Below are 15,239 nucleotides of genomic sequence, written 5' to 3'. Positions count from 1 at the left end.
TTATCAGGTGCCCCTTTGCACATCTGCAATGATCAGGCGACGCAACTGCATTGGATCAGCCCTGTCGTTGATGCGCACAGTAGTCACCGATAAAGTGCGTGAATTTTATGGACCCCTTCATCATCTATGGGCTTAAAAACATAGCCGTTGATCGACGCCAACTGCTCGGCCTGTTCCATGTCACGCGGGTTGCTAGAGGACGTCAGCATCATCACAACCATGCTCGGTTGCTGGGTACCGGCCTCGATCAAGCTCTCAAGCTCTGCAATCGTCTCAAAACCGGTCTTGCGCGGCATATTGACGTCCATCAAGATCAGCAGAGGCTTGTCTGTAGTCGCGCTTTGGAAGTCGCCATTCTTAAGTTGCCGTAAGAAATCATCCCCGTTATCGGCTTCAAATATCTTGCCAAAACCGCCGGCCTTGGCCAGACGCCTGCGGACGATGTAGCGGTCCGTTACGTTATCATCGACAATGGCAACAGGAATTTCAGTCACACGCTGTCTCCATTATTGGAAGGGTAAAGGAAATCGTCGTGCCCTCCCCTTCGATGCTCGAAATACTTATCGTTCCGCCCAGCCGCTCGACCTGTTTTTGAACCAAGGACAGGCCCAACCCATCACCGCTGCGCTCATCCAGCCTTTTGAACATGTGAAACACCTTGGGCAAACTCTGCTCAGAAATGCCAATACCGTTGTCCGAAATAGAAATCTTGATACCGCAATCATGCGGTTCACTTTTCACACAAATCACATGTTTCGGTTTTGCCGCATCGACATAGCGCAGCGCATTGGACAGCATGTTTTCGACGATCACCTTTAGCGTTGGCAATTCAGTCACGAGGGGCGCTTGGTCGCTAAAATCAAGCGTAAGTTCTGCCGTGCTGTTGCCGCCTGTCAGATCGACCCAAATTTCCTGGATCGTGGTGCCAAGAGATATCTCGGTGGCTGGCATCCCATCCCGCCCTGCGCGCGCAATTTGCAACACGCCTTCGACCTTGCTGGCGCTGCGGCGGCTGATTTCAATGACCTTGCAAAGGTTCTCGCGCACGTCATCAATGCAGCCGTCGTCCAGATCCTCAATACACAGCGTCAAAAGCCCTGTGATAGATGACAATGGTGCCTTGAGATCGTGGCTCGCACTATACGCGAAATGGGACAGCTCGACGTTCAAGGCCGCCAGTTCCGCGCTTTTCTCGGCAACTTCCTCGGCTGCGGCGACACGTTCTGACAAATCCACGATGGTGCTCATGACCAAGGTGCCAGTAGGCGCTTCGACGGGGGTCAGCGAGATTTCAACGGGGAAGCGGGTACCGTCACTGCGCCGCGCGAATAGATCCCGGCCCAGCCCCATAAACCGCTCCGTACTGTTTTTCATAAAGCTTTCGATATAAACCGGATGGGCGCGCCGGAATTCTTCTGGGATCAGCATTTCGACGGCGTGGCCCAACAGATCGTTTTCTTCGTACCCGAACAGCATCGACGCGGCTTTGTTGACGAAAACGATCGTGCCACGCCCGTCAACCATCACCATGGCACAGGCGGCAGCATCCATTGCGCGGTGCATGCGTTCTTCGTGGATTTTGCGGTGCCGGATGTCGATTGCAGCAACCAGCGCCATGGTTTCGACCCCGTCAGTGACCGGTTCAAGCCCCAGTTCCAGCGGGATCACCTTTTTGGATTTGGTCACCCCGTACAGATCGCGCCCCGCGCCCATGCTGCGTTTAGTCGATGCGCGGCCATATGCATTTCGCAGTTCGGGATGGTGGGCACGGATAGATTCAGGCACCAACGCCTCTACGCTCAAATCCTGAATTTCATCGATCGTATATTCGAAAAGCTCCAAAAAATCGTCATTTGCCAACAGTAATCTGCCATCACTGGCAACCAAAAGCATGGGCACAGGGGAAATATCAAACGCCAGACGATACTTTTCTATAATCGACACATAATTCCCTTCATGCGCAAGATCGCCGTTCTACCGATCTTTCGCCATTCAGCTAAGCCCTAGCAGTTAATATTTCGTTGGCGGCAGCTGCCCCCAAACCGCCCCGACTTTGGTGCTTTGCCGTCTGGACAATCGCGCCCACCCATGGCACCGCTGCGTGATGACTGATCGCTTGCACCATTTTGACCCCGCCACGAACGATACGGCTGACCTGCGCCGCGCATTTGGACGGTTTGCGACAGGTGTGACGGTCGTGACGGTGCAAACCCCGCATGGCCCGCTGGGGATGACCGCAAATTCATTTTCGTCGGTGTCGCTGGATCCCCCGTTGGTGCTGTGGTCGCCCGGAAAATCGTCGAAACGCCATGACGCGTTTGCTGCGGCACCGCATTTCGCGGTCCATGTATTGGGCGCAGACCAGCAACCCTTGGCAGATCATTTCGCAGCAAATGGCGACGGATTTGACCTGTTTAACTGGTCAGCAGGACCAAATGGCGCGCCAACACTAGACGGATGTCTGACCACATTTCACTGCGATACATTTGCGGTACATCCCGCAGGGGATCATTCGGTGATCTTGGGGCAGGTCACGCATGGGGCCTATAATGTCGACCTGAACGCGCCCGCCCTGCTGTTCGAACAAAGCAGATTTGGCACGTTCAGCGCCGACAAACGCTTGGTTTAATAGTCTTTCTCAAAGAATATCCCGATACCGGTATTACCATCTGACCCGACCGTGCCTTTGGCCGTCAGGCTTTTGCTGATGTCGAGGTTGATCGAAATATCCGCGGTGCCATCCGATGCGGCTGTCACATCAGTATAGACATTGTCCGAGATATACTTGCCCGCGCGCACAGCCGTTGCGCCGTCGTCGGTGGTCGTCACGTCCAGATCATCCAGACCAAAACCGGCCCGCAAGTTTGAAATCACGCCCGCCCCGCCACGACCGGCTAGGGTCGCGACAGCATTGGCCAGTTGCAGCGCCTGAAACGCGGAAATCTCGGATATATTGCGCCCGAACAACAGCTGCGCCAATACCTCGTCTTGAGGGGATGCCGGGGTGGATTCAAACGATACCTCGGGCGATGTTGCGGGCCCTTCAATGATGATCCGCACCTCGCCGGCTTCAGTGCTTGTCGCGGTGGCAAAGCGCAAATAAGGCACCAGATCGCCCTGAAACTGCACCGCGCCCTCGGTCAGATCAAACCGCTTGCCCAAGATATCCAGCCGCCCACGGATCAGATCAAACCGGCCCGCCGAAATCATGCGGTTGGTGGTACCGGTCAGCAAAAGGCTTCCGCCCAGTTCAGCGTCCAAGCCACGTCCGCGTACGAAAATCCGGTTCGGCGCGTTGATCCGAACGTTCATGTCATAGCCCGGCCCACTGCCGGTTTCGGTCACATCGGTGCCCGCGTCACCACCGTTAAGACCCGCCTTATGTCTGGTTGCGATCACGTCAGCAGATGCGCCGATAAAGTCGATCTGCGGGATATCACCAATGCTGGTCAGCCCCGTCGAGGGGACCGTCACGCTGGTTTCTCCAACGTCGATCTGGCCTTCTATGCGCGCGCCGCCGGTCACGGGGCCCGCAAAACGCAACGCTCCGTTCAGCGACGTGCGATAAAGCGACGGATCAATCAGCACCAGATTGTTCAACGCAATCTGCAAGTCTGCCGTCATGGCCCCCGTCAAGATCACCGATCCGCCAACCTTGATCTGACCGCCATCGACGCTGTCAGCCGACAGGTCAAGCTGTGCCCGGTTGTTGCCGATGTCGATATTGGCAGCGATGTTTTGCAACGCGATCCGCAGATTGGGTGCAGACAGCGACGCGTTCGAGGTACGGATCGTGCCCGTCACCGACCCCAGTTGCGGTGGGCCGTTCACGCTAAGATCAAACGCCGCCTGCCCTTGCAAAATGCGGGGCGCGGTAAAGGGTGCGGACAGGCCCAACGGGGCATTCCCGTTGATATCAAGGCTCAAGGTGCCATCAGTTCCCACCAGTCCGGCGATTTTGGCCTGCGTTCCGGCAGGGCCATCGGCGTTGGTGTTCAACCGCCAGCCTGCGGCCTCTTGTCGGGCGGTGCCGGTGACATTCAGCGGCCCGTTCAACTGCGGCACCACAGCGGCCAAGTTGGGGATCGTGACATCATAGCTAAGCGCGGGGGCAGAACCCGTTACCACACCTTGCACCGATGCCCGTGCCGCATATGGCCCGGTTGCATTGGTATCAACGGCAATACCTTCGGGTGTTTGCCGGATCGATCCCGTGGCCGCCAGCGGGCCAGATACACCCGGCACCACAGGCTGCACATCGGGCAGCGACACATCAAAGGTCAGCGACATATCAGGGCCCGTTGCCAGCCCCTCAACCAAGGCCCGCGCCCCGTAAGGGCCAGTGGCAGAGGTATCGATAAAGAACCCTTTTTCGGTTTGGCGCAGCCTTCCCGTGGCTGTCAACGGGCCGTTGACCTGTGGCACGACGCGGTTCACCTCGGGCAGTGTCGCGTCAAATGATATGTCGATCGATGGCGTCAACGCGCCCTGTACAGCGACCTGCGCGGCATAGGGGCCGGACGCCTGTGCATCGATGGCAAAACCATCATCCGATTGCTTCAGATTGCCTGTCGCGGTCAGTGGCCCTGTGACCTGCGGCGCAAATGCCTCTACGCGCGGGATGTTTGCCTCGAAATCTATATCAAGCGGTGTCAGCAACCCCTTGACCGTGGCCGATACATCCTGCGGTGCGGCGGCATTGGCATCGACCTGCCAACCCGCAGGTGTCTGGCGCAATACACCATCTAGGGCGACCCGGCCCGCAACCGGCGCATCCGGCACGAAGTCTTTTATCTCAGGCACTTCGGCGGCAAAGTTAAGTGTCGCATTTGGCCCTGTCGCCAACCCCTTGGCCGTCAATGTCGTATTGTAGGGACCGTCGCCGCTGGCATCTACAGTCCAGCCACGGGTGTCCTGATCCGCGGTGGCGGTCAGCGTTACGGGGCCGGAATATTGCGGCGCAATCAACGCAATGTCGGTGAGCTTTGCCGTAAAGCGCGCCTGCGAATTATTGCTGCGCAGCTCTGCACCGCCCGTGGCCGTCAGTGCCGCGTTCTCAAGCGACAAATCCCGCACGAATGTGCCCGTCTCATCGCGCAAGGCCGCTACGTTCAGGGTCGTGTCACCGGCAAGCACTGCATCGGCCTGCGCAATTCCAACCTTCAGATCGCGCGTCAGGCCATTGATGTTTATATCAAACATACCATCCAGCGGCTTTATCTGACCGGTCAGATCGACATGGGCCGCGCCGCCCAGATCGCGCCCGGACAGGGCGGAAAAACGCGTGATGTCATCGGCTTCTAGCCGCATCTTAAGCTGCGTCAAAAACTTCTCGGCGGTGCCATATATCGTGGCGTCCCCCGACAGCCCGTAATCGGCACCCGACAGGTCAAGCCCGCTGATCTGCACCGGCTGACCTGTTGTATAGCCAATGTTGGCGCGGCCACTTAATGCTTGGCCCAATGCTTCTGAGATCGCAGCGTTGGTCAGGGTCAGCCCCTCGGTGGTAAAGGCCAGATCGCCGTTAAACGCGCCCACTGAACCGGATTTTTCCGCTAGCGTTCCGGTCAGATCCAACCGGCTGAGATCGATGGCCAGCGCGTCTGTTGCCAAACCATCCACGTCAATGGCCGCCGTAATCGCATCGCTGTCATCGGCATTATACTTAACGTCGATATCCATACGCCGGACATAGGTGCTGGCCCCTGCGACAGGTAGCAACACACGTTCATCTTCGGTCGATGCCACAGTCCCGGTGATATCAATCACGCTAGGCCATTTATCACTGTTCAAGGTGACCTTGCCCCGCAGCTGTGCCGCATGGGCGTTCAGGGTAAAATCGCTGACATCAACGCCGCCATCTGCCTGTATCAAGGCATCAAGGCTTAGCCCCACATCCGTGCCGAAAAACGTACGGTACTGCGAAAGGATCAACGCCGTGACATCCCCACGCAGATCGGCCTGAATGCGGCGATCGGGGTCGTCAGCGGCACCTTGTTCGGCCACGTTAACCCGGCCCGCCAGACGCTCTGCCCCATCGGTGGACAGATTGATATCGGCGTTGAAATCCGACAGCGGCCCCTGACCTGCGACAGTCAGTGCAACGGACGGCTCATCGGGAATGTTCAGCGCCCGCGACAGAATGCCCTTTTGCTCTTCCGACAGGTTAACCAGCAGATCCAGCAGCTTGTCACTGCGGTTCAGGTTTGCCGAAATCTTGAACGCGCCTTGTTTGCCGTCGGTGCGCGCGGCGTCGATATCAACGGTCGCCACATCATCGTTCAGTTTTGCCGTCGCCGTCAGTTTCAACTGCGCGGCTTCACCCAAAATAGGCGCACCAAGCAAAATTTCCTCGACCTCGAAATTCGCCACGTCAACGGCGACTGGCAGATCGGGAAGCGTTGGAAAGCTGAACGGCGTGGCCTCGGGGTCGGGCAGCGCGTCGTCTTGGGCGGCGGGCAAACGCGGCACCGACAGACGTTTGGCGGTCAAGGCCTGCACCTCAAGACGCCCGCGCAGCAACGCAGACCTGTTCCAATCCAGCTCGACACCCTCCAGCGTCAGCCACACCCCTTGATCGTCCGAGATTGTCATTTGATCGAATGACGCGCGCGAGCTAAGCGCGCCTGCAAAACCATCAATGCTGACCGTGCGACCCGCCCCGCTAAGCGCGTTCTGGATGGTACGGGTCAAAAAGCCTTTGTCGTCCTCTTGGGCAACAGCCCCCGAGGACAAAAGCATCATACATGTGACGACTAAGCTGCGCAGAAAGTGGATCAAAACGATTGTCCAATGCCAATATAAACCTGAAAGTTTTCGTCGGTTTCCGGCCCGGAGGTGGGCACGGCGAAATCGACGCGGATCGGCCCGATGCCTGTGGCATAGCGCAGACCAAGGCCCGCCCCCGAATGCCACCGGCCAGAGCCGTCAAAGAATTGTTCAGACCCGATATAGCCCGCATCGATAAAGGCGACGAGGCCGATTTTATCGCGCACGGCCACGCGTGCCTCGGCTGACAGGCCCGCGAAACTGCGCCCGCCAACGGTTTCGCCGCCCCCCAGATCAACGCCAAGCGTTTGATAAGGTTGCCCGCGAACGCTGCCGCCCCCGCCCGAGTAGAACAGGTAATCCGCCGGTGACTGCGACAGCGTTGGTCCGTAGACCGACCCAAGCTGCCCACGCAGGGCGAATGTCACGGGGCGTGTGGTGCCAAAGGTTTTATAGCCGCGCAGATCGACATAGCTGCGCACACCGTTGGCCGACCCGGATATCGCCAGAAAGGGGGTTACGCTGGCCTTGGCGTAAAAACCATCTTTGGCATCCAGCCGGTTGTCACGGTAATCATGTTCGGCGGTCAGCGGCAGGGTCAAAAGCGTATAGTTTTGGGTGCCGAACGCATCGCGGGTTTCTGCAGTGCGCAGACCCACACCCGAGGTATAAGTCCGCTCGGCGCTGGCGATCCGTTCGATCCCTGCTTCGATATCAAACTGGCGCGAAAAGTAGAATTCCTCGTCCAGTTGTTCGATTTCCGCGAATGCATAGAAATTCGTATCCGCGTTAAAGGTCGCGGGGCGCTCAAACCGTGTCGATAACCGGTAATCCGTGCCGCCGGAACTGCCGCCGATGCCAGATATTTCGCCTTCGACACGCAGGTTTTCTGCGCCGCCCAACAGGTTGCGGTGCATCCAATAGCTACTGACGCTCAGCCCCTCAAGCGAGGAAAGCTCGGCCCCGAAGCCGAAACGCCGTTGTGGAGCATCGGCGATTTGGGCGGTGATCGGCAAAATATCAGGCGCTGTGATTTGATCCGCCTCAATCATTGCGACCGAACTAAACGCACCGGTGCGGCGCAGACGAGTGGCAGCCAGATCAAGCTGTTCTTGGGAATAGACCTGGCCCGTGGGCAGCCCGGCGATCTTGTTGATGCGGTTACGACGCACGGCGCTTTCGCCCTTCACCGTAAGTTCGCCAAAGCGCAGGCGTGGGCCGGGGTCCAATCGCAACGCGGCGCTGATCGTGCTGTCAGGTACCCGCGCCGTTAGCTGTTGTTCTGTCAAAGCCGCTTTTGCATGGCCTTGGTCGCGCCAGCCTGTGATCGCTTTTGCCACCGTATCTTTCAGGATGCCAAGGCGGGCGGGCTGGCCCATGGCGAACCCTTCGGGCAGTTCGGTGCCCGGGGCAACGGGTGTGATTTCGGCCTTGGCAAAGCTGAACTTTTTGCCCGGTTGGATGTTGATCACAGCCGTGTTGATCTGTTTCGGCGGGGATACCGGCGCGATGGACGACACGTCGACGCCGTCAACGGTGATCTTGATCACAGGGGCGAAATAGCCCTGATCGTATAATACGGCCAGCAACCTCGCATAGTCGGCTTGCGCTGCGGCCAACAGTTCCTGGGTCGATGGGGTTGCGTCTTCTGCCGTTTGTTCACGCAGCAATGATCCGCCCAGCACCGCATCGTAAAGGTCAGACCCTGCTTCGATGCCGGTGACGTCCAGCGACGCAGCGTGCCCGACCGAACTGCCCCAGACAATTGCCGCGGCTGTGCTGGCAGCCCGCAGGCCCCGGAAAAAACTGTCTGTTGTCGAACGCGCCATGCGCCCTCCTCATTTGCGAAGACCGAAACCTGATCAGTAACACCTAGCCCGGTTCATCGGCGCGTCACCATCTCGCTCAATAATACTTGCTTCATAGCGGAAATGATCCCGTAGCAGCAAACACTCTGCTGGGCTAAATCACATTTGTGAACGGGCATTCGGATATATCTTCGCCGATGGGCAGAATCCCGCAGGGCAAGCGCCGGTTTCGACTGCTGTAGAATGCAAAACGCCCGCCAAGACGATGCTTGGCGGGCGTTCTTTACGTTAGTTTGGTTGGATCAGGCAGATTTAGCCAAATCACGCAGAACATAGTGCAAAACGCCACCGTGCTCGATGTATTCAATCTCGATCGCTGTATCGATGCGGCACTTGATCATGATCTCTTTGACCGAACCGTCAGCCATTGTGATCGTGCACGGCACTTCTTGCAGCGGCTTGATCGTATCCAGACCCGAGATCGACACGGTTTCGTCGCCGGTCAGGCCCAAGCTTTTGCGCGTGTCACCATTGGTGAACTCGAACGGGATAACGCCCATGCCAACAAGGTTGGAGCGGTGAATACGCTCAAAGCTCTCGGCGATGACAGCCTTGACGCCCAGCAGCGCTGTGCCTTTGGCGGCCCAGTCACGCGAAGACCCCGCACCGTATTGTTCACCACCAAAGATAACCAGCGGTGTGCCAGCATCCTGATAGGCCATCGCGGCATCAAAGATCGACGTCTGTTCGCCATCGGGGCCTTTGGTATAGCCGCCCTCGACGCCGTCCAGCATCTCGTTCTTGATGCGGATGTTGGCGAATGTGCCGCGCATCATGACTTCGTGGTTACCACGACGCGAACCGTAAGAGTTGAATTCGCGCACGGGTACCTGATGCTCTATCAGGTACTGACCGGCAGGCGTGTTTTCCTTGAAGGAACCCGCAGGGCTGATGTGGTCGGTTGTGATCATGTCACCCAAAACGGCCAGTACTTTAGCCCCTTCGATGTTGGTGATCACGCCCGGCTCTGCCGACATATTCTGGAAATATGGCGGGTTTTGCACATAGGTCGACGCGGGTGGCCAGTTGTAGGTCTTGGCGTCTGTTGTCTCGACGGCCTGCCACTTTTCGTCGCCCTTGAATACGTCGGCGTATTTTTCTTGGAAGGCTTCGCGCGTCACGGTCTTTTCAACCAATTCAGCTACTTCCTGTGTGGTTGGCCAGATGTCGCGCAGATAAACATCATTGCCTTCCTGATCCTGACCCAAAGGTGCATGCGCCAGATCGACGTTCATGTCACCCACCAGTGCATAGGCCACAACCAGTGGCGGTGACGCCAGATAGTTGGCGCGCACATCAGGCGAAATCCGGCCTTCAAAGTTGCGGTTACCAGACAGGACCGAGGTACCGATCAGGTCGTAGTCGTTGATTGCCTTGCTGATCGCAGGCTCTAGCGGGCCAGAGTTACCGATACAGGTCGTGCAACCGTAACCAACAAGGTTAAAGCCGATGGCGTCCAGATCTTCTTGCAGGTTTGCGGCCTCAAGATAGGCAGAAACAACTTGCGAACCGGGGGCCAGCGACGTCTTGACCCAAGGCTTGCGCGTCAAACCAAGCGCGCGCGCTTTGCGTGCAACCAGACCTGCACCGATCATCACATAGGGGTTCGATGTGTTGGTGCAAGATGTGATCGACGCGATCACGATGGACCCGTCATGCAACTGGTAATGACCATCGTCGGTCATCACATAGCCGCGCTTGTGGTTGCCTTCGTCGCCGGGAATATCCTGTGGCTCTGGCTGACCGCCCTCGCCTTCCCAACGTACTTCGGCTGCGTGTGACGCATCTTTGCCCTCGCGGACACCTTTGACATAGTCAGCAAATGCAGTGTGCGCAGAGGTCAGCGCGATGTAATCCTGCGGGCGCTTGGGGCCGGAAATCGCAGGTACGATTGTGCCCATATCAAGCGTCAGCGTGTCGGTGTAGATCGGCGCGTAATCCGCGTCGCGCCACATGCCGTTTTCCTTGGCATAGGCTTCGACCAGCGCAATGCGGTCTTCTTCGCGGCCCGTGGTGCGCAAGTAACGCAGGGTTTCGCCGTCAATCGGGAAGAAACCACAGGTCGCGCCATATTCAGGTGCCATGTTGGCGATGGTCGCGCGGTCTGCCAGTGGCAGGTGATCCAGACCTTCGCCGTAGAATTCGACGAATTTGGAAACAACGCCTTTTGCGCGCAGCATTTCGACGACTTTCAACACAAGGTCGGTACCGGTCGTGCCTTCCATCATGCGGCCTGTCAGCTCGAAACCCACAACTTCGGGGATCAGCATGGAAATCGGCTGACCCAGCATCGCGGCCTCGGCCTCGATCCCGCCAACGCCCCAACCCAGAACGGCCATGCCGTTAACCATGGTGGTGTGGCTGTCCGTACCGACAAGCGTATCAGGATAAGCAACTTCGACGCCGTTTTGGTCTTTGTCAGTCCAAACGGTTTGCGCCAGGTATTCAAGGTTCACCTGGTGACAGATGCCGGTGCCGGGGGGCACAACGCGGAAGTTGTTAAACGCCTTTTGGCCCCACTTGAGGAACGTGTAACGTTCGATGTTACGCTCGTATTCACGGTCAACGTTCATCTGGAACGCGCGCGGGTTGCCGAATTCGTCAATCATAACCGAGTGGTCGATGACCAGATCAACTGGGTTCAGCGGGTTAATCTTGTTAGCGTCGCCGCCCAATGCAACCAGACCGTCACGCATCGCGGCCAAGTCAACAACCGCCGGAACACCAGTGAAATCCTGCATCAAAACGCGGGCCGGACGATAGGCGATCTCGCGCGGATTCTGGCCGCCCTTGGCACCCCATTCAGCGAATGCTTTGATGTCGTCGACGGTGACAGTTTTGCCATCCTCGAAACGCAACATGTTTTCCAACACCACTTTCAGCGCGGCAGGCAATTTCGAGAAATCACCAAGCCCGGCTTCCTGCGCGGCAGGAATCGAATAATAGGCGATAGATTGGTCGCCTGACGTCAGCGTCTTGCGTGTCTTGGCGGTGTCCTGCCCAACAATAATGGTCATGGAAGCTCCCTTCGGTGGGTTGATAAAGATTGGTGGCTTGGCGTCTAAATGCAGTATTGCGCGGCGCGTTTCAACAGTTATCCATCAGGTAATTCGCTTTTGTATACCATTGTGTACCGATATTGACGCAAATTGGAGAAATCCAGACGTTACAGCGCTTCAACAAAGCTTGAGTGGTAATTAATCCAAGCCCGGTCTACAAAAAACCACCTTGTGAAAGTGGCCTGATCGATGAAATTCCTGTTTTCCTCCCTCCTCGTTTTGGGCGTAGCTTGCACGGCCCCTTTGCAGGCCCAAGACCGCCCCGTGGTGGTCGAGCTGTTTACCTCGCAAGGCTGTTCCTCCTGCCCGCCAGCAGATGAAATATTAGCCGAGCTTGCCCAGCGTAACGATGTGATCGCGCTAGCGCTTCATGTTGATTACTGGGACTACATCGGCTGGAAGGACCAATTTGGCGACCCAGATCATGCCACGCGCCAGCGGGCCTATGCAGTGGCTGGTGGCAGGAAATCGATTTATACGCCCGAAATGATTATCAATGGCATAACGGATATCGTCGGCGCGAAACCGATGGCCGTAGCCCAGGCGATCACCGACCATAAAAATGATCCGGCACTCGTTGATCTGACGCTAACGCGCAGCGGCGATATCTTGCAGATCAACGCCAAGAGGTTGCCGGGGGCCAAGGGGCCGTTCACCGTGAATTTGTTGCAATACGTCCCGTCGCGAAAGGCCAATATCAAACGCGGCGAAAATGCAGGCCATGCCTTTTCATACCATAATATCGTGCAAAATTGGTCGGTGCTGGGCGACTGGTCGGCCCAAGAACCACTGGCCCTCACGGCCCCGATCAAGGGGGACCTGCCTGCGGTTGTGATAATCCAGCAAAGCGGCGCAGGACCTATCGTCGCAGCCGCCCGCGTAAAATAATCTAGTCTTCGTTCGGCCGCCAACGCCGGTGCACCCAAAACCATTGTTCCGGATGCGCCTTTACCCGCGCCGCCAGACTGTCGTTTAGCGCCTGTGTCATGGTTGTTGCATCCGAATGCGGGATAGGTGCCTCAAGAACCGCATCAAAAGATACGCCATCTGCCTGCCTGATTCCATAAAACGGGATCAAAAGCGCGTCATACCGCAGGGCAAGTTCCGCCGCCGACAGCGCCGTGTTTGCGGGCTTGCCAAGGAAATCCAGCTTTGGCGCGCCAAAGACATGTTGATCGAACAGCAAAACCAGCTGGCCACCATCCTTGAGATGGCGCACGAAACCGGCCGTGCCGCGCCGCCCCTGAGGAAAGACCGGCCCGCCGAATGCTTCCATTGTTTTTACATAATGCGCGTTGAAATAGGGGTTTTTCATATCGCGGTACAAACCGCCAATGTCATAGCCCCGTGCGACCAGACAAGCGCGGGTCGCCTCGTAATTGCCGAAATGTCCCGTGACCAGAATAACCGCCTGCCCTTTTTTGGCAGCACTTTCCAAGGCATCAAAACCAGGCCCCTGGGGGGTGTTTAGCGCCATGCGCGCGGGAAAATCGTCGGTAGAGTAATTTTCGATAAAGGTCCGGCCAACGTTGTTCAGGCAGCCTGCAACAATTTCGTTCCGGCGTTCTTCAGGGAGTTCCGGCCAGATCATCGCCACGTTCTGCACTGCACGGCGGCGGTACCCGGCGGCGGGACCGATGATGTATTGTACAACCCACCCCACAAACCCAAGGCGCGCGCGAAAGGGGATCAGCAAGGCAAACTTGATAATCCCGACAATGAGCGCATTGGTCAGATAATGACCTGCGCGGCGCACCAATGGATCTTTGGGGGGAAGCTTGGGATCGGCCATATACCTCTGCCAGATGACTGCATCGCGTGGGGCTGTTTACAGCGGGCGGGCGCAAGCAACAAGCTTGATCAGGTGCCTTCCTCCTCCTCTTCTACGACCAGTTGCAGCTCGCCCTCCGCCTCCATCTCGCGGATGACTAATACAAAACCCGCCATCGCCTCCTCTGCGTCTGCAGGTTTTACAGTGCCGGCATCGGTAACGTCCTCGCGCAGCTGGTCCGCCATCCGGCCCGACATATTCTCAAGGATAAAGTCAAACACGTTTTGCATACCGGCGGCCTCTGCTCCGGCAAGAGCGATCACAAGCTGCGGCTGTTCGGCGCGGCGCAGAATAGCGGGAATGTCGCGGGGCATGATACGGCCGGGAATATTCGCGAAGGTAAAGATCGCCTTGCGCACAGCGGTCGCAAACCCCTCGTCCGTTTCTTGCAATCCGCTCAACATGTCATCGCGCGTCAGCGTCGTTGACGAGTTCAGGATCGCACCTACCCTTTCCACCGCCCCGGTCTCAAATGCCATCACCGGCACGAAATCAAGCTGGCTGGCCAGCGAAAGACCAATGCGTTCGACGGCAGCTGGGGTCACCGTACTGGTAAGGGAAACAGCATAGGTGATCTGGCGCGCTTTGGGTCCGGGCAGTAAACCCAGCAATTCAGCCGCCAATCCAACCTTTAACTTGGACAAGACGACGGCCGCGACTTCGATGCTTTCGTTTTCGATCATCGGCAAAAGCCTATCAGCCTCTAACCCGCGCAAACGATCCCAAGGGTCGCCCATCTCAAGCACGCCTGCCTCTTTGCGCAGGCGTTCGGCGGTTTGCTTGCTGATTTTACCATCAAGCGCCGAGATCGCACCCGCGATCCCACCCGGAAAAGAAAGCCCGATGCTATCCAGCTCTTGCGCGAATTCGTCGACAACCGCGGCAAGCGTGTGGCGATCAACCGTCCGCATTGCCCCCATTTGTTGGGTCAGACTGGCCTGAAGTTCCTCGGGCAATTCCTCAAGCGGGATATCGGCCCCTTCGTTCAGCAGCAACCGAACCACAATCGCAGCTTTTGCGCGCCGGGTAAGCCCGGGCGCAACCATCATCCCAGATGCAGCCATCTGAACAGGTTGAATTTGCCCTAACGTTGCGAGTTCATTCATAAAATTTCATCTCTGACTGTCACTATGCCTGTCAGCGTTGTGGCATTCAGAGATAAACAAAGAGCAAAGAAATCTCAGCTCAATAGTTAAAAGTCTGTCCAGTTGCGATGGCCGTGCGCAAGGACGTTTCCGCCCATGTTCCGGTGCCACCATACGACCGGATCGCACGCAACTGGGCCAATGCGTCCGCGATGTTTCCCTGCTCGACCATGCCCTGCCCCATGTAGGATCGCGCAAGTATATTGGCGGGATTAACCACTAACGCGCGGGTGTAGAATGACATGCCAGCGTCAGCATTGCCCATCTTGCGGTTGGTAAACCCCATATAGGTCAGGGTGCGATCGTCATCTTGCGGCATAGCGGCCAAGATCATCTGCGCGCCGACATAATCCCCCGCATAGGCCAGTTCGCGCACAGTTTGAAATAAATCCTCCGGAGTTAAACGGCTGTCCTGCGCCGGAACGCATTTCTTGGTCTTCTTGTCGTAAACCATACCCTGTTCACAGGTGACCGTGGGCTTGGGTGCCACCGGTTCGGGGCCGTTGGCAAAAAGACTGGCAGGGAAAACCACTGCAAGGGCCGATATCAAAAGGACACGCATAACACT

At 57.3% G+C, this 15,239-nt stretch carries 10 protein-coding genes; 2 read left to right on the top strand and 8 right to left on the bottom strand.

Annotated features, from left to right (window positions below; genetic code table 11):
* Positions 1–83: 83 nt before the first annotated feature.
* Together KZZ06_RS00240 and KZZ06_RS00235 are read right to left on the bottom strand one after the other, a co-directional pair.
* Positions 84–494: a response regulator gene (locus KZZ06_RS00240; protein WP_219578030.1), complete on the bottom strand. Its 411-nt coding sequence runs from the start codon at positions 492–494 to the stop codon at positions 84–86.
* Positions 487–1,944 (bottom strand): PAS domain S-box protein, encoded by a 1,458-nt coding sequence (locus tag KZZ06_RS00235; protein ID WP_219578029.1) that lies wholly within the window; start codon positions 1,942–1,944, stop codon positions 487–489. Before KZZ06_RS00235 ends, KZZ06_RS00240 begins: the two co-directional genes overlap by 8 nt.
* 160 nt (positions 1,945–2,104) lie before the next feature.
* Between KZZ06_RS00235 and KZZ06_RS00230 the strand changes: the two genes are divergently transcribed.
* The gene (locus KZZ06_RS00230; RefSeq protein WP_219578028.1) at positions 2,105–2,629 is read left to right on the top strand and encodes a flavin reductase family protein; all 525 of its coding nucleotides are present in this window, start codon (positions 2,105–2,107) and stop codon (positions 2,627–2,629) included.
* On the opposite strand, the gene KZZ06_RS00225 is transcribed toward KZZ06_RS00230, so the two are convergent.
* From KZZ06_RS00225 to acnA, 3 genes are all read right to left on the bottom strand, one after another.
* On the bottom strand, positions 2,626–6,780 hold the full coding sequence (locus tag KZZ06_RS00225) for a translocation/assembly module TamB domain-containing protein (RefSeq protein ID WP_219578027.1): 4,155 nt from the start codon (positions 6,778–6,780) through the stop codon (positions 2,626–2,628). The two genes, KZZ06_RS00230 and KZZ06_RS00225, sit on opposite strands and share 4 nt — an antisense overlap.
* A complete protein-coding gene (locus KZZ06_RS00220; RefSeq protein WP_219578026.1) occupies positions 6,777–8,597 on the bottom strand; it encodes an autotransporter assembly complex family protein in 1,821 nt (606 codons plus the stop codon). The genes KZZ06_RS00225 and KZZ06_RS00220 overlap by 4 nt, the downstream gene beginning before the upstream one ends.
* Positions 8,598–8,878: 281 nt before the next feature.
* Complete coding sequence (gene acnA / locus KZZ06_RS00215; RefSeq protein ID WP_219578025.1) at positions 8,879–11,653, bottom strand: aconitate hydratase AcnA; 2,775 nt, start codon at positions 11,651–11,653, stop codon at positions 8,879–8,881.
* Between the two features lie 231 nt (positions 11,654–11,884).
* Here acnA and KZZ06_RS00210 point away from each other — a divergent pair, with 231 nt between their 5' ends.
* Positions 11,885–12,583, top strand: coding sequence for a thioredoxin family protein (locus KZZ06_RS00210; RefSeq protein ID WP_219578024.1), 699 nt, complete (start codon positions 11,885–11,887; stop codon positions 12,581–12,583).
* Position 12,584: 1 nt separating this feature from the next.
* Here KZZ06_RS00210 and KZZ06_RS00205 read toward each other — a convergent pair whose 3' ends face one another.
* The 3 genes from KZZ06_RS00205 to KZZ06_RS00195 form a co-directional block, all read right to left on the bottom strand.
* The gene (locus KZZ06_RS00205; RefSeq protein ID WP_219578023.1) at positions 12,585–13,487 is read right to left on the bottom strand and encodes a lysophospholipid acyltransferase family protein; all 903 of its coding nucleotides are present in this window, start codon (positions 13,485–13,487) and stop codon (positions 12,585–12,587) included.
* A gap of 68 nt (positions 13,488–13,555) precedes the next feature.
* Complete coding sequence (locus KZZ06_RS00200; RefSeq protein ID WP_219578612.1) at positions 13,556–14,590, bottom strand: flagellar motor switch protein FliG; 1,035 nt, start codon at positions 14,588–14,590, stop codon at positions 13,556–13,558.
* A 121-nt stretch (positions 14,591–14,711) separates the two neighbouring features.
* On the bottom strand, positions 14,712–15,233 hold the full coding sequence (locus KZZ06_RS00195; protein ID WP_219578022.1) for a hypothetical protein: 522 nt from the start codon (positions 15,231–15,233) through the stop codon (positions 14,712–14,714).
* Positions 15,234–15,239: the final 6 nt, after the last annotated feature.

This window comes from Sulfitobacter sp. CW3, assembly GCF_019392245.1.
In the GTDB taxonomy this organism is placed as follows: Bacteria; Pseudomonadota; Alphaproteobacteria; order Rhodobacterales; family Rhodobacteraceae; genus Sulfitobacter.
This window is presented reverse-complemented; position numbering and strand designations above follow the sequence as displayed.